Origin of the sequence: Komagataeibacter xylinus (assembly GCF_004302915.1) — a bacterium.
GTDB lineage: Bacteria > Pseudomonadota > Alphaproteobacteria > Acetobacterales > Acetobacteraceae > Komagataeibacter > Komagataeibacter xylinus_C.
The window spans coordinates 1-17,424 of sequence record NZ_QQBI01000035.1; the positions used below are offsets into that span (position 1 = coordinate 1).

The following is a 17,424-nucleotide window of genomic DNA, read 5'->3' on the forward strand; positions in this document are numbered from 1 at the left end:
GTCGATCAACCATGGCGCATCATGTCAATCGGACTGCGCAATTGGGCTCATAGGTTATAGCAATCAACGGTTGGTATTACGTCCTGCATGCTGTCGGTGACGGTGGCCACATCCCGCAGCCGGATCGGGCGCCCGCTCTTGTAGGCGATGACCAGATCCCGGTACGCATCGGCATGTTCAGCCTGATCGTTGACGGCAAGCTGGTAACGCCGCCCGGCCATATCGATCACACCTTTCGGGGTATGGGCATTGGCCGAGGCCAGGGCCGCGCGCAGATCTTCAAACCCGATCCCGTATTTGAAGAACAGCAGCGGGTTCATCTCTACCCGCACGGCGGGCGCGGAGCTGCCCATAAGGGTGACATCCCCCACACCCTGCACCTGCAGCAGCATGGGCCGCAGCGTCGTGTTTACCAGATCATACAGCTTCGCCATGGACTGCATGCCCGGCGTCACGGCGAGGATCAGCACTGGCGTCGCATTGGGATTGGCCCGGTGGTATTGCGGGTCCGATCCCGGCGTGGTCGGCAGGTCGCGCCGGGCTGCCCTGATCGCCGCTTCCACGTCACGGGCCGCGCCATTGAGATCACGGCCCAGTTCGAACCCCAGCGAGATGGACGTCTCCCCCCGCGTAGAGGTGGACTCCATCTGCGTCACACCGGCGATATTGCCCAGATGCCGTTCCAGCGGGGCGGCCACCGTGCGGGCCATGACCTCGGGCGAACCGCCGGCATTCGACGCCGAGACCGAGATGACCGGCAGGTCCACATCGGGCAGGTCGGAGACCGGCAGGAGGGGCAGCGCCATCAGCCCCGACAGCACGGCGGAGAGCAGCAGCAGAAGGGTCGCCACCGGGCGACGGACGAACCAGGCAATGAATTTCAAGGAAGATGTCCCGTCCCTGCGGGAGGGCTCTGTCTATAAAGACGATCGACCACTGCGTTTTTTCAGCGGTTGGATAAAAAAATGCTTCAGCGCTCAGCGAATGTCCGCATCACCGGTGGCCGGTACCGGTGTCACGGTAATGGCGGCGGCCTGCACGGCCAGCCCGTGTTCAGCCGCTGCCCGGCGCAGCAGGGCCGCCACTTCCGGCATCCGGCAGGGAATTTTCCGTCCTGTTCCCGCCTCGACAAAGGTGACGGCCAGTCTGCCTTTGCGTTCGGGCGCGATGCCGTAATGCCACAACCGGTCGGGTGAGACGTCGCGGCGCAGGATGTCACGGGCAACGAGCAGGTTCAGGTTGCGCTGGATCGAGCCCTGGCTGGGTGGATGGCCGTCGGTCATATTGCGTAGGGTCTTCCAGATCTCGATGGCCGTGGCCCCCGCACCGGATTCGAGGATGCCATGCAGCAGTACCCGGCGCAGGTCGGTCATCTTCACGCCTGCCTCCCGGCAGCGGTCCTCAAGCTTGCGCACCGCATTGCGACTGGCGCCCATGCCGGGACGGATCTGGTTCAGGGCGGCCGGAGAACGGCGGTGTTCGAAAAAGGCGAGCATGGTGATGATCCTGTCACGATCAGAGTAAGGGAATGGCCAGAAACCTCAGTTCCTGTCCGGGTGGATGTAGAATTCGACGGGCACGGTCAGGGTGATCGGATCCCCCGCGACGCTGTCCGGCGGGATGGGGAGCGGCTGGGCGCGTTTGGGGAGCGCTATGGCTTCCTGGTCCAGCAGCGCATGACCGGAACTGCTGGCGAGTGTGACCGAGAGCACATGGCCCTTGCGGTCCATGGAGAACGTCACGGTCGGCACGCCTTCCTGATGGTCGGCCATGGCATCGGACGGGTAGCGCTTGAACTTTTCAAGCTGCGCCAGCAAAGCCCCCTGCCAGGTCACCGGGTCATGCGATGCCTTGGAAGATGAGGCGCCTGGAGCGGGAGCCGCCTGCGTGGGCGCCGGTGGCGCTTCCGAGGACGGCGGCGCGGTCGTGGCTTCGGCGGGCGGCGTTTTGTCCGGGATGGGCTTTTTGAGCATCGGCACCGGCTTGCTCTTCTTGACGATCTTGCGCGGTTTCTCGGGCTTGGGCACCGGGACTGGCGGATTGGGCGCGGGCGACGGCGGGGCCGTGATCTTCGGTGGTTCGACCGGGGCCGGATCGGGAATGGACTGGGTCTGCTTCGGGCCGATCGGCGCATCCGTTGGCGGCGTCGGTGTCGAGACAGGTTCCGGGGCCATGTCGATGGCGATGGCCGCAGGTGGCGGTTCAGGCACGGCCATCACGGGCGGCGGCAGACGCATGATCCACCAGACCGCTCCGCCACTGACCGTGAGCACGGCGAGGAAGGACAGGCCCCAGCGGAGTGCATCGTGACGTCGGGCCAGACGGGCCTGCCTTTTCTGCCACTCGGCAAAGGATGGCGGGACCGTCTCCTGTGTCACGCCAGCAGGATGTGCCGTACCCGCCATGTCAGCCGTGCCGCTCACGGCGTGCCTCCCGCAACGGGAGCCGTGGCAGGAGCACTACCCGAGGTTGTGGAACTGGCCGGCACCATTGTTGTGCCAGCTTCGCTACCTTCCTCCTGCCCCTGCAGGTTGACCAGTGCGACCTTGAGATGGCCGGCGGACCGCAGCTTATCCATCACGCCCATCAGCGTGCCGTAATCCACGGTCCTGTCGGCGCGCAGGAAGATTCGTTCGTCCCTGTTGCCTTTCGTTGCGCTCTCCAGTGCTCCGGCCAGACTATCCATGGTGATGTCGTCTTCCCCCAGCGCCAGGCCGTGATCGGCCTTTACCGTCAGGAACACCGGATCGTCCGGGCGCGGCGTCGGCTTTTCGGTCGAGGAGGGCAGGTCTACCGGCACGTTCACCGTGGTCAGCGGGGCTGTGACCATGAAGATCACCAGCAGGACCAGCATCACGTCGATGAATGGCGTGACATTGATCTCGCTCGCCTCATGCGGGCTTTCATCGGTGTGGCGGATACGGATCATGACGGATCACTCCCCGGCCGCCGTGCGGACATCACGCGCCTGCGGGCCAAGGCGCACGATATTACCTTGCGCCATGAGCATCTGCGTGCGGCCCAGATCGCGCGACACCAGGCGCATGACCAGTGCGGTCAGGTCCGCCACCTGTGCGCGGCATGAGGCCGTCTGGCGGGCGAGATGGTTGTAGATCACCACGGCCGGGATGGCCGCGACCAGACCCAGCGCTGTCGCCAGCAGCGCCTCGGCGATACCGGGCGCGACCACGGCAAGACTGGTCGCCTTGCTGGCCGCAATGCCGGTGAACGAGGTCATGATGCCCCAGACCGTGCCGAACAGGCCGATGAAGGGCGAGGTCGCACCGATGGTGGCCAGCACGCCGGTACCACGCAGGAGCCTGCGTCCCTCGGCAGCTTCCAGTCGCTCAAGGTGTAGGACGATGCGTTCCTTCAGCCCCTCGCTATCATCGGGGATGTCGGCAGAGCGTTTGCGCTCGGTCTCGGCGGCCATCACCAGCGTGTGGGCAATGGACGAATTCCCCCGTGTCCATTCCTCGCCGAGGTCCAGCGTGTTGGCCTCTTCCAGCGCTTTTTCGGCCTTGTGGAGTTTAAGCCGCACGCGCAGCAGTTCGAGCGACTTGGCGATGAAGATGGTCCAGGTCAGCAACGAGGCCACGGCCAGCAGGATCATGACGCAGCGGACGACGGGACCGGCGTTGAGGAACATATCCCACGGGGAGAACGAGATCGGGGTCATGACTGACCTCCTTTGACAGACGGGGTGCGGCACCATGCCCGGAGGACGCAGGCGACCGTCACGATGAGGGGAATGGACAGGGCAGCCCAGGACAGGGCCAGCCAGACGCCATGCTGGCCCAGCAGGGCGGACAGCAGGCCGAAGATGGTGAGTAGCCCCAGCGCAATCGGCCACGGCCAGACGGCGACGGCGTGACGTGATGCCGAAACTGGTTGGGATGGCACGGGGATTTCGGGAGAGACGGCATTCATCGGACTGTCCCCGCCGTCAGGGCAGGAACAGCCGCATCGTCTGCGTCATCCAGTTCATACCCCAGCGCCCGCAGACGGGCATCGGTGGCGATTCTACGCTTGCCGACCCACAGCATCAGGCCACTGACCAGCACACCAATCACCACCACATCGAGCAGCGCCCACAGGATTTTCAGCGGCATGCCGCCGTAATCCCCGAAATGCAGGGGGCGGGAGACTTCGAGGAAGCGCAGGTACCACGGCATGGGATACGCCCCGGTCAGTTCGCCCGTGCGGGCATCGACCAGAACCGGGGTGAACAGACGCGCCCGCAGCGGGGTCGCTCCTCTTGTCCAGAGCACGTAATGCACGGGGCTGCCGAAGGAGGCGCCGGGGAAAGACAGGCCAGTCACCTCATTGCCGGGCGCCGCTTTTGCCGCTGTATCGAATGCCGCCTGCACGGACGACAGGTGCTCTTGCGACGGCACCGGCAGATTTGCGTAGGGACGCAGGATCTGCCGCACATCGGTGACACGCCACAGGCCAAACAGCGGCGTCTGGAGTTCGTTGACCAGCCCGGTAAAGCCCACCACCATCGCCCAGACCAGCGTGGCCACACCCAGCAGGTTATGCAGGTCCAGCCAGGTCAGGCGTACCGCACGGTCGCGCCGGATGGAGCCGAACGGCAGGCGCTTCATGAACCGGCCATACAGCACCGTGCCGGACACCAGCGAGGCCACGAAGACACCGCCCATAAAGCCCAGAAACAGGCGACCCGGCAGATAGGCGAACAGACTGACGTGCAGGCGACGGCAGATCCCCATGATCAGGCCCGTCCATGTGCCGAGCTGCTTGGGTTCTGTTGCGGGTCGCGACTGCTCCAGCACCTTCGCCGTGCGGGCGTCGAACTTGATCCAGTGACCGGAGTGGCGGTCGGGATAGTTCTCGTCGTCCTTGAGCGCCTGCCAACTGGGCGCCATGGAGACCAGCACCGCCGGTTCATCGTCATCCGGATTGACACTGGTGATGATCTGGCCCGGGTAGAGCCCCCTCGCCTTCTGCACGATTACGTCGAGACTGGCATTCGGTATATCCGCAGGCAAACTTTCGTAAGGCGGGTCGTCATCACCAACGAAAGTATCGAATATCTGCTCGGAAAACAGCATCGGCAATCCGGTTACGCATACGATCAGAAGGAAGACGGTGCAGGCAAGGCTGGTCCATTTATGAACGCTGAACCACCAGCGAAGGGCGCGGGGCGTCATGGGAACCATCATTTTAATAATGATTGTGAGAATGATTTGCAAATAAAATCTGCACCGGTCCCAGCCTGTTCCATTGCGTCGTGCCTCTGACTATCCCGAAAAAAATCAGCAGGCGTCCGGCCCTGTCGTCCTGTCAGCAGACCGGCCGGAATGCCGCCTTTCTTATAAAGACGAGCCAGTGGCGGATTTTTTCATAAGAAACCCGTTTTTTATATTGCCGGCGGGACCAAGGTGCCTTTTTCCGATGGATGGCGTCCCTGTGCCCGCGTGGCATGCCTCTCCTGCCCCGTTCCGGTCAGGTGGCTGTCGTTTATGATGCGCCCTTCATCCAGATGGATGATATGGTCAGCTGTCGCGAAATAGTGGTCATCATGCGAGATGACGATCAGCGTTCGCCCTGCCGCTTTCAGTTCAGGCAGGATTTCAGTGTAGAAAACACGGCGGAAAACCGGGTCCTGATCGGCTGCCCACTCGTCCAGCATCAGGACTGGCCGGTGTTCAGCAAGCGCCTGCACCAGCGCCAGACGCCTGCGCTGTCCGGTGGAAAGGTCGGTGGTGCTGAAACGGCCCTGCTCCAGCCTGACCTTGTGGGCAAGGCCCAGCCGTTCCACCCAGCATGCCACAAGGGCCAGGGTCCGTTCATCCGGGTGCGGCAGGTTCTCAAACAGGAAATAATCCGTGAACACCGTTGCAAAAAGCTGGCGGTATGCGGCGACGTTTTCCGCCGTGACCGGCACCCCGTCACACAGCACGGTGCCCTCGGTGGGTGCATACAGGCCCAGCAGCAGCTTGACCAGCGTGGTCTTGCCCGCGCCATTGCCCCCCGTGATGAACATGATCTCGCCATGGCGGATGGTCAGGTCCACCGGCCCCAGTATGAAGCCGGGCGCAGCCATGCCATCCGGGTGGTAGCTCACGCCATGGAGGGTAATGGCATGGTGGAAGGTGACCGCATCTTCCGCGCGCAAGTCAGGTAGCCTGCCATCGGGCAGGTTGGCGGTCAGTTCGGCAATGCGTTGCAGGGCGATTTCGGTCTCGGTCATGGCGGGCAGCGCCTGCAGCACCCGTTCCAGTGGTCCGCGCGCATAGAGCAGCACCAGCACCGCGCCAGTGGCGGCAGGGGTGGACAGTCCCGTAAGAAAACGTGTGCCCAGCAGTAGGGCCACGGTCAGGAAAAAGAGTGCTTCATGAACGGAATCAAACAACCAGAACCGCCGCATGGCCGTGGTTTTCAGCGTCGCGATACGTGATGCGGCCCCACCGAGCAGGGTATGATGCGCATGGTCGCGCCGGATGTGGTTGAGCTGCAGTTCCCGTGCCCCCTCGGTAATGGTGCGGTACTGGTTTTGCAGCCTGTCTTCCATGCTGCGGATTTCACGGTAATCAGACCGCCACCTGCGCCGGCGCCAGACCGTCAGCGCCACACCGCAGGCAAAGGACACGATCACGATCAGGCAGGCCGGTGGCGACAGAACGGCCAGATAGATCACGCAGGCCAGCACCACAGCCAGGGAGACGACATAGCCCGAGAAATTGAAGGTAAACGCGCTGACGGTACTGATATCGCCATTCAGGATGGCCAGCATCCGGTGCGGTTTATGCCGCTCCAGCGTGGCCAGCGGGGTGGCCAGCACGCGGGCGGCGACCTCATGGCGCAGACGGGAGATGATCTTCTGGCCGGCTGCGCTATTGCCGATCCCTGCAAGGGCAGATCCCGCAATGGACAGCACGCACAGCCCCGCAAGGTTCAGCGCCAGGGCTGAATTCAGCCTGTCCGGCGCATGCAGGGCATCATTGATGCCTGATAGCAGCCATGCGCTTGCAAGCCCGCCTGCCGTGCCGACAAGCGTCGCCCCAAGTGTTACAGGCCATAACGGACGTTGCAGACGCCACAGGGTACGCAGGACGCCGGTATATGAAGACTGCATGCGGTTCATAACGGGCACCTCCTGCAGGAAATGACGATGAGATGAACCGTTTTTTCAGGCGGGTTTTACCAGCTATAGCTCAGGTTGCCGTAAACGCGCCGACCCTGCCCGATATAGCATGAGTAAGTACCACCACATGAAGTGATGTAATATTTGTTGGTCAGGTTGGAGACGGAAAGCTGCCCCCGCAAACCCTTCAGTATGGGCGTGGCCTGCCCGAAATCGTAATGCGCGCCGATATCGAACAGGGTGTACGCGGGGACCTTGAAGCTGTTTACATCATCGGAATAGGTAAAGCCATTATACCGCACGCCGCCATTGATGCCGAAACCCTTGAGGTAACGCGTGGGTAGCGTGTAATCCAGAAAAGCGGAAGCCATGTTGCGGGGAATCCCCTCGCCTATGTATTTTCCTTTTTCTGATATTGTACCGCCTGTGGTACCGTTGGCATATTCCTGCGTATCGCTCAGGTTGGTGCTGAGATAGGTCGCGGCGTCATAGGTATAGGAAGCCATGAACCGCAGGTTGCGGGTGAAGTTGGCATTGGCCGAAAGTTCGAACCCCTGCGAGCGCACGCGTCCCGCATCCGCGGAAAAATTCGGGTGGTCGGGGTCGGTAATCAGGTAATGGTCTTCCTCGATCCGGAAAGCGGCGGCCTGCAGAAATATTTTCTGGTCAGGCGACTGGTATTTCAGCCCTGCTTCAAGCTGTTTGCCGGTCAGCGGCGGGAACAGGTTGCCCTGCCAGTTGCGCGAACTCTGCGGCACGAAGGATGTGGAATAGCTGAAATACGGCGCCAGGCCGAATTTGAACTGATAGACCAGTCCCGCGCGCCATGTGAAGGCCGCCTGCGGCCGTGGCAGGGCACTGGTGCGGGTATAGGTGTAGGTATGGGTGGCGTTCTCGTTGCTCGTCTGCGCGGTATAGCCATGATAGTTCACCCAGTCCTGCCGGCCGCCAAGGATAACGGACAGCCCCTTGTATTTAAGCTGGTTCTGAAAATAGATGCCTTCCTGAAAATAGTTCTGGTGGCTCTGATATCCGCTGACAAGACACTTGGAGGAATGGATGTCCATGCAGGGCACGTAATTGCTCTGCGGATTATAGACATTGACCAGCGTATACCCATCAAGACCAGGATAGCCGTTATTGCCTGGTGTATCGTCGCTGAGCGAACTGTCCCTGCTGTTATACTGCCGAAAGTCCGTTCCAACGACCCATGTATTCCGTACCGGGCCAATCGGCAGCTTGCCCCCCACGCGCGTATCCAGTCCGATGGTGGTGCTAGGCCAGTTGGTCTCGACCGGCCCGCGGGAGTATAGCTGGTCGGTCACCATGCCTTCGCCGCGCATGAGCGTCTTGTTACGAAACTTCGAGCTTTCAAAACGCATGGTCTGGCTGAAATCGATCCAGCGGTTGAAGGTATGCTTGAACTGGTATTCAAACATGGCATCCGTCTGGCCTGACTCGTTCCAGTTCCTGTCACCCAGGAAGCGGCTGCGGGGAATGCGGCCATAACCGTTGGTATCAAGCAGCACGCTGGGCGGAAGCTGCGTCATGTTGATGCCATCGCCGGGTGTGTACATATAGCTGCCCAGAAGGGTCAGTGAGGTTTTGTGGTCTATGTCCCATGTAATGGAGGGCAGGACACCTACGCGGTGATAGTCGATATAGTTGGTCTGCGTGCCCTGGGTTACGCCAATACCGGCAATGCGGTAGCGCACATTCCCTGATTTCGTGACCCTGTCACTGACATCGAATGTGGCCTCGTACCGCCCCCAGTTGCCAAAGCCAAGGGTGACATTGCGTAGCGGCGTGTCGGTCGGTTTCTTCAGGCTCATGCCGATCAGGCCGCCCGGCGTGGTCTGACCATACAGCACCGAGGCCGGGCCGTTCATGACCTCGATACGCTCAAGGAACGCGGTCTCCCCCGCGCTGTTGGAATATGACCGGATGCCATCGACAAACTGCGCGGTGGCAAAGCCACGCTGCACGATACTGCCGTTATTGTAACCACTGCCGACGCCATTGGCGAAGCCGCCCAGCCCCTCCACATGCACGCCGGGGGTGTAGCGCAGCGCCTCCATCACGTTCTGGGGCTGCTGGTCGATCATCTGCTGTTTGGTGATGACGTGGATCGAGTTCGGTATCTCGATAATGGGCGTGTCGGTCTTTGACCCGGTCAGGGTATTGGTGGCCACGTAGCCTACGCCGGGTCCGGTAGCACTTTCATGCGCCACGGTGCCGCCCACCCGCACGGGGCCCAGCGTGATGCTGGCGGTCGCGGCTTTCTGGATGTAGAATGCGCCGTCCCGGCTGGAAAATGTCAGTCCTGTCCCACCCAGCAGTCGCCCGATTGCGTCCGGCACCGAAAACGTGCCGTTCAGGGGGACCACCGTGATATTCGGTATGCTGTCGGCAGCAAAGATCAGGCGTACGCGGGCCTGTGTACCCAGATCCACCAGCGCATCACGCAGGGGTTTCTGCGCGATATGGAAGGACAGGACCGCGCCAGTGTTGACCCCGGCGGATGGTGCGGCCAGCGCACCCGCGCATGTCAGGCTTCCGTATGTAGAAAGGGCCACTGCAGTCAGCAGGATAGAACGGAACCGGTTGCCTGTGGCGGTGGGAATATCAACGCTTGCTGCCATGGAAATGTTGCCTGCTGTATTGCAAATGCGAATTAGGATCAATTCGTCTCACAAAACATGACGGGCCACGCCAGCGGAACTTAATAGCGGTCGCACGTTCAGGAACTTTTTTTTGCAGGTCAGGACTGCTTTGCCTGCTGCCCGCGCCGGATCAGCCGGGAAAGCTGACAACCAGAATACGCCCTGCCACTTCGCGCATGGACCCGCCAGAGGAGGTGACCAGCATGCGCAGGCTGTCGGCAGGGCGCTGCAGGTCATACACGCCCCCCACCAGCCTGCTGGCGGGTATGGTTCCGCGCACAATGACATAGCCGGGATAATGGCGGCGCAATATACCCAGCATATCCGCGACACTGACCGCACTGGCACCAAACAGGCCTGTATTCCATGATCCGATACTGTCAGGTGAAATGGCGGAGCGGCGCACGGCCCCGGTCTTTTCCGTAATATCGATCTGTTCACCGGCATTGACGGTCTGCTCGGCTGCTATTCCCGCCTGTAGTGCGCGCAGCCCGACCGTACCCTCACCAACCCCCAGCACGACGTGTCCAGCCCCGCTGCGCACGTCAAATACCGTGCCAATATCGCGTGACACCACGCCATCGGCCTCCACCACGAAGGTCCGCCGGGGATCATGCTTTACCTGAAACAGAGCCTCCCCTTTCAGCAGCACGACCCGGCGTGTATCGCCTTGCATGTGCACGGCAATGGCGGATGCGCTGCCCAGGGTCAGATGACTGCCATCATCCAGGGCAATCTGGCGCGTCTGGCCTGTTGTCGTGGTGTAGTCCGCCTGAAACCACAGGCGCAGCGAAGGCGCGCAGGCAAGGACAATGGCCGCTGCCGCCGCAGTTGCCAGCGCCCCCGCCCACCATCTGCGGACCGGGAAGCGATACAGGTTGTCGGGTATGGGCTTTGACGGGGGCCGGGCCTGTGTCGCGCCCTGCAGGGCCATCTGGCCAAGCAGGCGGACCCGCAATGCCTGCTGCCATGCCCGTTCATGCGCGGGATCAGCCTGCCGCCATTGCTGGAGTTCAGCCTTCAGGCAGTCATTTCCGGGATCATCCTGCACACGGAGAAGGAACGAAAGGGCCGTTTCGGCAGCGTCAGGCGGGGGAATGTCGGTCATGGGCCCATATGCTTTGCAGGCAGGACATGCGCTTTCACATCTCCCTTTCTGTCTGACGATTGAACGGTACGGAAATTAATGCCGGCAGGTGGGGCTTCATTTGTCACCAAGCTGCTCGGTAATCCGCTGGAAGGCCTGCCGGAGCATGGCATGCACGCGCGGGGAACTGACACCGAGGATCTCGGCCACTTCACGCTGTTTATGGCCATAGAGCTGGCTCAGTTCAAACGCGCGGCGGGTGCGCGGGGGCAGGCCGTCAAGGCATGCCAGCACGCGACGGAGTTCATCCTGGCTGGCAAGCTGGCGTTCGGGCGTCAGGATTTCGATGGCATCGGGGCGCGGAATATCCCCGTTCCCTGCCCCGTCAGTGCATGTGGTCCGTCTGTCGGGAGAACTGATGGCCTGCGCATAGGCACGTTCAACGGCTTTTGCCCGGCGTGCATCAATGGCGAGGCAGAAAATCACCCGTTTCAGGTAACCCAGCGGGTGCTGGATGTCCTGTGGCGCGGCCCCGGCGCGGATGATGCGGATATAGGCGTCCTGCACGATTTCCTCGCCCCGCCATGCGCAGCCCACGACCCGCGCCGCCAGCGCGACAAGATGGCGTCTGTTGCTTTCAAGGACTTCCAGAAAAATCTTGTCCGCGTAGGACACGGGCACCGCCTCCAAGGAGATCGACGCACGGGGCTTTGCCTTATCGCGTGTCGTATCTCCTGCTGTTTTCATGTCCTGTAATAATAATCATTCGCATGTTCAAGTTGCGTATGATGTGGCCGATGTTTCGTATGTCACCCTCGGGACGCATGCGACATGCTTTCTGAGTTCTTGGAAAGGTATATGTAAATCAGTATGTTGTATGGAACCGTCCAAAAATATCGGACAGCTGTCGGCGCGTGCTGTTATTTCCTGCCATGATGGATCGTCTGTATGGGATACCTTCGCTGAATCATGCGATAATCGCATAACTGACAGTCAATATTTGCAGTCATTACCAGCTATAGGTCACTTTCCCGATCACGTTGCGGTTCGCGCCGATATAGCAGCCGGTATCGGCCCCCGCGCAGCCGGGATAGTACCGCTGGTTGAGCAGGTTCCGGGCCGTGACCTGAAACAGCATACCCTTCATCCGTGGGGCCACGGCATCAAGGGCATACTGTGCCTGCGCATCCACCAGCACATAGCTGGGGGTTACATATTCCAGCGTGTTGTCCACCAGCGTATTGCCGTTGTAGCGCACGCCCGCGCCAAACCCCAGCCCCCGCAATGGGCCGTTGCGCAGGTCGTAATGCCCCCACACTGAGAATTTCTGTTTGGGCACCAAAATCGGGTGCTCGCCGGTCAGGTTGCTACTGCCGCGCGTATAGGCCACGTTCTGATAGGTATAGGCACGGATCACGTTTGACCTGCATCGAGCCGTCTCGCTGTGGCCATGGGTTGCCCTGCTGGGCATTGCCATAAGCGGGGTGGCGCTGGCGCTTGAGGATGAGGTGTTCAATCCCGTCATCCGTGCTGCTGGACCCGGATGACGGGACCGCCATGTTCTACCTTTTCAGCAATCAGGGAACAGAACCCTCCGGGCTGGGAAGTCCCGTGGTTACCGTGGATCTGAAAACCGGTTAGATCACGGCAGGTGACATGCCCGGCCGGGGGGCTGCGGGCAATCTGGTCATGCAGATGCAGTTGCCGTTGCCGTGGCATAGCGGCAGGATAGCCGGGCCTGGCGGCCGTATCCTCATATGCCTGTCGGATCTGGCCGTGTGCATGCTGGTGGTCACGGGCATCATGATCTGGCAACGAAAGCGGCAGACCCGTCAGGCCAGATAGCCCGACAGGCTGCTACAGGCAGCTGAAAAGTCAGAATACTGGCATTCGGATGCCAGTGTCATCTCAGCACGGTCACGCCTGCCGCATCATGTGGCAGGGTCATGCCGTAGGCTTCGCTGTAGCGCGAGGCAAACGCTTCCCGCTCCAGCCGCTCGCAATAATCAAGATACCGGATCAACGCCCGCTCGGCGCGCATCGTGCGCCCATAGAGCCGCTTGTAATGCTGCCAGAGCATCATGACATTGACCGACCAGGCATCATAGGCATGTGTTGCAACCCGGTTGCGGATCGCGGCGGGAAGAGCATCGAAGGCTGCCCAGTCATCACCCGCATAGCGTCGCCACATCTCGTGCCGCAGCGTCCGCTCGTTATCTACCATCGCCTTTGCGGTCCTCACGATTATTGAGCACATGGTTGAGGAGCGTCGTCTTTCCTGCTCCCAGAAAGCCGGAAAGAACCGTTACCGGAAGCCTTTCGTGCATGACGGACACTCTTCATTCGGTTGTAATCCGGCAAACTTATATAGAACGTTATAATATAACAACCCCTGAAGGATTTCGAACGGGAAAAGATATCTTGCAGGATACGACGTTATGGAATGCCTGTGGTCCGAACGTGTTTCTTGGTTAAAACTGTATCAAAGTTCGAGAATACGGGTTGTGGATCTCATATAGGCACGCACATTGAAGATTGTTGAAAGTATGAAAACAATGTTCAGCCTTGATCAAGGCGGATACTCATTTTTCAAGATGGAAGATGAATGCAGTACACTCTGGGTTGGCAGAAAATAGGATGCAGCCTGTCGTTCTGACAGTAAAGACATGTCAGTCATCAATCCATATTTATTGGAATATCAATAAATATATAATAAAAAAATTATATTAACAATTTACACTTACGTCCAGTCTTCAGACCGTAGCCCATCGACTTTGGTGAATTCACGAAGATTGCCGGTTATCACAACAAGCCCCCTGCTACGCGCGTGTCCGGCAATCATCAGATCGTATGAGCCGATCACGCATCCCCTACGCTCCAGATCAGCTCTGATTTCTGCCGAGTGCGCTGCAGCCTCGTCATCAAACGGCAGAACGGAAAGACGCGCGGCGAAGTGCTCTACCTCCCGACGCACCTGTGAGGGATCCTGCGACTTCTCGGCACCATACGGAAGTTCGTACAGTACGACGTCGGATATATAGAGAGCTTCTGCGTTATCATTGAACTTCTGTCGCAGATCTTCTGGACGATCACGTATTACGCGGATGCAGAAATTTGTATCCAGAAGACGACCATAACGCATTGCGATGCGATGCCGGTCCGTAAGTTTTCCGTTGGCAAGATGAGAGCATGTCCATAGAGGAGCTACAAGTAATATATATAGGAAATAATTTATTACTTCCAAGATGATAAATGCGGTTTGATGAATTCCTGGCAAAAGCGCCCGAATTCCATGACATTGGGATGACCCGCATATTCGGTCTCTTTCGCCTTCAGAAGGCCTTCCGGGATCACAAGCCTGACGCCGATAGATGCCATGTCCTCGATTGCATTGCCTGCGATGTTTTCGTCGACGGTCGTCAGAAACAGGGGGCGTCCTCCCATTTCGCGCTCCACCTGCTTCCAGCGTTCTCTCAATGTCGTTTTGGCGCTCAGGATCAGACCGGTTCTGGAATCTGCACGCCCGCTATCCACGAAAGCCAGGCTGGGGAGGATGAAATCCGGCCTCTTTTTTGATTCAAGGATGACCTGCTTCTCGAAGGGAATACCACCATCACGCAGCATGGCTTCAATATGATGCTCATAAGAGTAACCTGCCCGGGATTTCCGTTGCTGCCCTGCCGACAGCATGAGTGCATCGATCTCGGGACGCTTATCGATCAGGCGGCGGATGACCTCAGCCGGAGACGGCTTGTATGGCGTCTCGCCCATTACGAGGCGGACGAGATCCACGGCATATTTCCGATGCTGATGTTTGCGGAAAAGATCCCATTCGATAGTCCGGCTGAGTGTTCTCAGATCATCTCCGGGTTTTTCAAGGGAAAAGGGATCAATCTTCGTCAGGCCACGCTGCCGCATGAAGATGGCCTGGGCTTCGCGCGCGAGGTCAACTGTCGCTGGTATGGCAGCACGACTGGCAGCGAATGTCCCGATTTCGCCACGTAACCACGCATCAATAACCTCCCCCGCAAAATCGAGGATCTTTCCCTGTTCTTCCGAGCGGATACTCTCGGGTTCAAACACAGCAGATACAAACTCAGCCTTGAGATCGAACAGGTCACGCAACAGTTCAAAATCATCGCTACCAGAATCAATGGTCAGGCATTCATAGAAGCGGTGCCCGTGTTTTTCCTGTCGTCCCATGACCAGAAAAGAGGCTGGGAGAAGATCTGCAAAAGCGGCTTTTGGCAGAACCGTCAGATGGGTCTCATTGCCTTTGCTGGTATAGTGCACCAGATGGCTCGTACGTTCCTCACCGATCTGTGGCCAGACGGTCGGGAAAAAAGCTTCACGGATTTCAGCGGCCCCGGGTTTTTTACGTTCTTTGACCATCAGTTGCGGAAAGAAACCGCTATCCCGGGATTCTACGGGAATAAAGACCCCGGCCTGATGTTTGCTGCGCTTACGGGCCCAGTCCCTATCATTGTTCCGCAGCTTTTTTACCATGACTTGATCAGAGGCCGCGAAAAGCCGTGACAGAAGGCTGGCGTCCGGAGCAGCCTGTTCAAGAGCCAGTTGAGTCTGCGATGACATTGAGATCCCTGATCTTATGAATACGTGTAGCGTCAGAAAAACGATTTCTCAGTTCTGTAATAATGTATGCCAGACTTCAACATAAAGTCTCCCATGCTCCATGCTCCATGCTCCATGCTCCATGCTCCATGCTCCATGCTCCATGCTCCATGCTCCATGATTCTGGTCTATGTCAGGACGGGAGTGGTTCCGCGACAGTTCGTTCGCTACTGCCCCTTATTTCCAGTTCGGCCACGTCCGATTTCAGCCATGACGCACAGGTTTCTAGGACAGTCTCCAGTGGGATACGTCCCCTTCCCCGTATTGCACATTCCCACACGGTTCCAATGCGCCAGCCGGAGTTGCGTAATGCGGGGACGGTCCGGGCATCAACAGCCCGGTTACGCTCGATCTTGCTGCGCCAGAATTCGGTGCGGGTACCCGGGAGACGGAAAAGATGACAGTCATGGCCATGCCAGAAGCAGCCATGGATGAAAATTACGGCCCTGTATTTTGGAAATACCAGATCCGGCGTACCCGGCAGCTTTCTGTCATGCAGTCTGAAGCGGAAACCAAGGGCATGCAGACCTTTTCGCAGGACCATTTCCGGCTTCGTGTCTTTCCCGCGGATACCAGCCATCATCCGGCTCCGCTGTTCGGGGGAGACGATATCAGGCAACGGCAACCTGCTGATGCGCATGAGGCAGCCCCGGGATATCAGGCTGGGACCATACCGGCACGGCAGACTGCTGCGCCAGGGCTGACCGGATATAGGGTTTCATCGCGTTGGCCAGAAACTCGATGACCGGTACCACGACCGCATTTCCGAACTGGCGATAGGCCTGCGTGTCCGAAACGCCGATGCGGAAACGACGTGCTCCCCGGTCAAACCCCATCAGACGTGCACATTCCAGCGGGGTCAGGCGACGTGGACGTTTGCCTTCTTGTCTGATCAGGATCTCGGAGCCATCCTTATGGTACCGGGCTGACAGCGTTCTGGCGACATCGTCCGGTCCGAACAGCCCGAAACCGAAGCCGTTACCGGCTGCAGCATGTTTGGCCTTGTAATTCTGGAGATAGGTCCAGAGATGTTCCGTGAGGGTGTACTTCGGGTCTACTTCATCATGTGGCAGGAGGATTGAACCGAGCCGGGGGCCCTGCTCCGCGGGCGGAATCGCCAGGGACGCCAGATCAAACTCTGTTTTTTCACGAAAACCTACGATAAAAATACGTTCCCGCTTCTGGGGAACCCAGGACGCCGCGCTGATCACCCGCGTCTGGACATGATAGCCCAGTTCTTCCTGAAGAACGTGCATGATGGTGGCGAAGGTACGCCCCCTGTCATGCCGTTCCAGATTTTTCACGTTTTCCAGGAGGAATGCTGCTGGCCGGTGATGGGCGATGATCCGGGCCGTATCGAAAAACAGGGTTCCCTGGGTGTCGCACAGGAAGCCATGGGGTCTGCCCAGCGAATTTTTCTTGGAAACACCCGCGATCGAAAAAGGCTGGCATGGAAAGCCGGCAAGAAGGACATCGTGCTCGGGGATCAATGACGGATCATCGGCAAACGGCCGGATATCTCCGCTGATTTCGTGGTTGTCCGGATAATTGAGCGCATAGGTCTGTCGGGAGAACCGGTCCCACTCCGAGGTGAAGACGCATCGACCGCCAATCCCTTCAAAGCCGATCCGGAGACCACCGATACCGGCAAACAGGTCAATGAAGCGGAAGTTGACCCTTTCCTTTTCGAACGCACGGAGCCGTTCATTGGCGATATGGCGTAGCAGTTTGAGTGCCGTGCGGCTCGCCGCACCGGGCATATTTTCGTAACGATATACCGTCCGCTCTCCCAGCTCCAGTTCTTCTGCTGCCTGATGTAGTGTAAGGCCTGCCCGGTCACGCAGGAGACTGAATTCTGTTCGCGTGGGCATGAAGGTGTTTCCGATATCGAGGGACTAGGACTGTATCTGCCTTAATGGCAGAATCCTTCC

Annotated in this window: 18 protein-coding genes and 1 pseudogene; 1 reads left to right on the top strand and 18 read right to left on the bottom strand. The window is 59.3% G+C overall.

Annotated elements, in window-relative coordinates:
- Nucleotides 1–47: 47 nt before the first annotated feature.
- The 12 genes from DV027_RS14275 to DV027_RS14330 all read right to left on the bottom strand — a co-directional run bounded on the left by DV027_RS14275 (nucleotide 48) and on the right by DV027_RS14330 (nucleotide 12,278).
- Nucleotides 48–884 carry an efflux RND transporter permease subunit gene (locus DV027_RS14275; RefSeq protein ID WP_242621940.1) on the bottom strand — a complete coding sequence of 279 codons (837 nt, stop codon included), beginning with the start codon at nucleotides 882–884 and terminating at the stop codon, nucleotides 48–50.
- 93 nt (nucleotides 885–977) lie between these two features.
- Nucleotides 978–1,496 (bottom strand): Fur family transcriptional regulator, encoded by a 519-nt coding sequence (locus tag DV027_RS14280; RefSeq protein ID WP_130732659.1) that lies wholly within the window; start codon nucleotides 1,494–1,496, stop codon nucleotides 978–980.
- Nucleotides 1,497–1,541: 45 nt separating this feature from the next.
- A complete protein-coding gene (locus DV027_RS14285; RefSeq protein WP_130732683.1) occupies nucleotides 1,542–2,405 on the bottom strand; it encodes an energy transducer TonB family protein in 864 nt (287 codons plus the stop codon).
- Between the two features lie 14 nt (nucleotides 2,406–2,419).
- Entirely contained in the window at nucleotides 2,420–2,929 is a 510-nt protein-coding gene (gene exbD, locus DV027_RS14290; protein ID WP_130732660.1) for a TonB system transport protein ExbD, read from the bottom strand.
- A 6-nt stretch (nucleotides 2,930–2,935) separates the two neighbouring features.
- A complete protein-coding gene (exbB, locus tag DV027_RS14295) occupies nucleotides 2,936–3,679 on the bottom strand; it encodes a tonB-system energizer ExbB (RefSeq protein ID WP_130732661.1) in 744 nt (247 codons plus the stop codon).
- On the bottom strand, nucleotides 3,676–3,930 hold the full coding sequence (locus DV027_RS14300; protein ID WP_130732662.1) for a hypothetical protein: 255 nt from the start codon (nucleotides 3,928–3,930) through the stop codon (nucleotides 3,676–3,678). Before DV027_RS14300 ends, exbB begins: the two co-directional genes overlap by 4 nt.
- Entirely contained in the window at nucleotides 3,927–5,174 is a 1,248-nt protein-coding gene (locus DV027_RS14305; protein WP_130732663.1) for a PepSY-associated TM helix domain-containing protein, read from the bottom strand. Before DV027_RS14305 ends, DV027_RS14300 begins: the two co-directional genes overlap by 4 nt.
- A 209-nt stretch (nucleotides 5,175–5,383) precedes the next feature.
- On the bottom strand, nucleotides 5,384–7,111 hold the full coding sequence (locus tag DV027_RS14310) for a cyclic peptide export ABC transporter (RefSeq protein WP_130732664.1): 1,728 nt from the start codon (nucleotides 7,109–7,111) through the stop codon (nucleotides 5,384–5,386).
- 56 nt (nucleotides 7,112–7,167) lie between these two features.
- Complete coding sequence (locus DV027_RS14315) at nucleotides 7,168–9,753, bottom strand: TonB-dependent siderophore receptor (protein WP_130732665.1); 2,586 nt, start codon at nucleotides 9,751–9,753, stop codon at nucleotides 7,168–7,170.
- Between the two features lie 151 nt (nucleotides 9,754–9,904).
- Complete coding sequence (locus DV027_RS14320; RefSeq protein ID WP_130732666.1) at nucleotides 9,905–10,882, bottom strand: FecR family protein; 978 nt, start codon at nucleotides 10,880–10,882, stop codon at nucleotides 9,905–9,907.
- A gap of 96 nt (nucleotides 10,883–10,978) precedes the next feature.
- Nucleotides 10,979–11,608 (bottom strand): sigma-70 family RNA polymerase sigma factor, encoded by a 630-nt coding sequence (locus DV027_RS14325; protein WP_130732667.1) that lies wholly within the window; start codon nucleotides 11,606–11,608, stop codon nucleotides 10,979–10,981.
- Nucleotides 11,609–11,870: 262 nt separating this feature from the next.
- Nucleotides 11,871–12,278, bottom strand: coding sequence for a TonB-dependent receptor domain-containing protein (locus DV027_RS14330; RefSeq protein ID WP_165399210.1), 408 nt, complete (start codon nucleotides 12,276–12,278; stop codon nucleotides 11,871–11,873).
- Between the two features lie 278 nt (nucleotides 12,279–12,556).
- Here DV027_RS14330 and DV027_RS18185 point away from each other — a divergent pair, with 278 nt between their 5' ends.
- Nucleotides 12,557–12,706 carry a PepSY domain-containing protein gene (locus DV027_RS18185; protein ID WP_408884472.1) on the top strand — a complete coding sequence of 50 codons (150 nt, stop codon included), beginning with the start codon at nucleotides 12,557–12,559 and terminating at the stop codon, nucleotides 12,704–12,706.
- A gap of 58 nt (nucleotides 12,707–12,764) precedes the next feature.
- Here the strand turns inward: DV027_RS18185 and DV027_RS14340 are convergent, their stop codons facing one another.
- The 6 genes and pseudogenes from DV027_RS14340 to dcm form a co-directional block, all read right to left on the bottom strand.
- On the bottom strand, nucleotides 12,765–13,085 hold the full coding sequence (locus DV027_RS14340) for a DUF6525 family protein (protein ID WP_130732670.1): 321 nt from the start codon (nucleotides 13,083–13,085) through the stop codon (nucleotides 12,765–12,767).
- Between the two features lie 4 nt (nucleotides 13,086–13,089).
- Nucleotides 13,090–13,188, bottom strand: a pseudogene (locus tag DV027_RS14345) (GTP-binding protein); the annotation flags it as partial.
- Between the two features lie 413 nt (nucleotides 13,189–13,601).
- Nucleotides 13,602–14,003 carry a type II toxin-antitoxin system tRNA(fMet)-specific endonuclease VapC gene (gene vapC, locus DV027_RS14350; RefSeq protein ID WP_130732671.1) on the bottom strand — a complete coding sequence of 134 codons (402 nt, stop codon included), beginning with the start codon at nucleotides 14,001–14,003 and terminating at the stop codon, nucleotides 13,602–13,604.
- 92 nt (nucleotides 14,004–14,095) lie between these two features.
- The gene (locus tag DV027_RS14355) at nucleotides 14,096–15,454 is read right to left on the bottom strand and encodes a type II restriction endonuclease (protein WP_130732672.1); all 1,359 of its coding nucleotides are present in this window, start codon (nucleotides 15,452–15,454) and stop codon (nucleotides 14,096–14,098) included.
- A 172-nt stretch (nucleotides 15,455–15,626) separates the two neighbouring features.
- Nucleotides 15,627–16,133, bottom strand: a complete 507-nt coding sequence (locus tag DV027_RS14360) for a very short patch repair endonuclease (RefSeq protein WP_275101005.1) — start codon at nucleotides 16,131–16,133, stop codon at nucleotides 15,627–15,629.
- On the bottom strand, nucleotides 16,105–17,364 hold the full coding sequence (gene dcm, locus DV027_RS14365) for a DNA (cytosine-5-)-methyltransferase (protein WP_130732673.1): 1,260 nt from the start codon (nucleotides 17,362–17,364) through the stop codon (nucleotides 16,105–16,107). The genes DV027_RS14360 and dcm overlap by 29 nt, the downstream gene beginning before the upstream one ends.
- Between the last annotated feature and the right edge of the window lie 60 nt (nucleotides 17,365–17,424).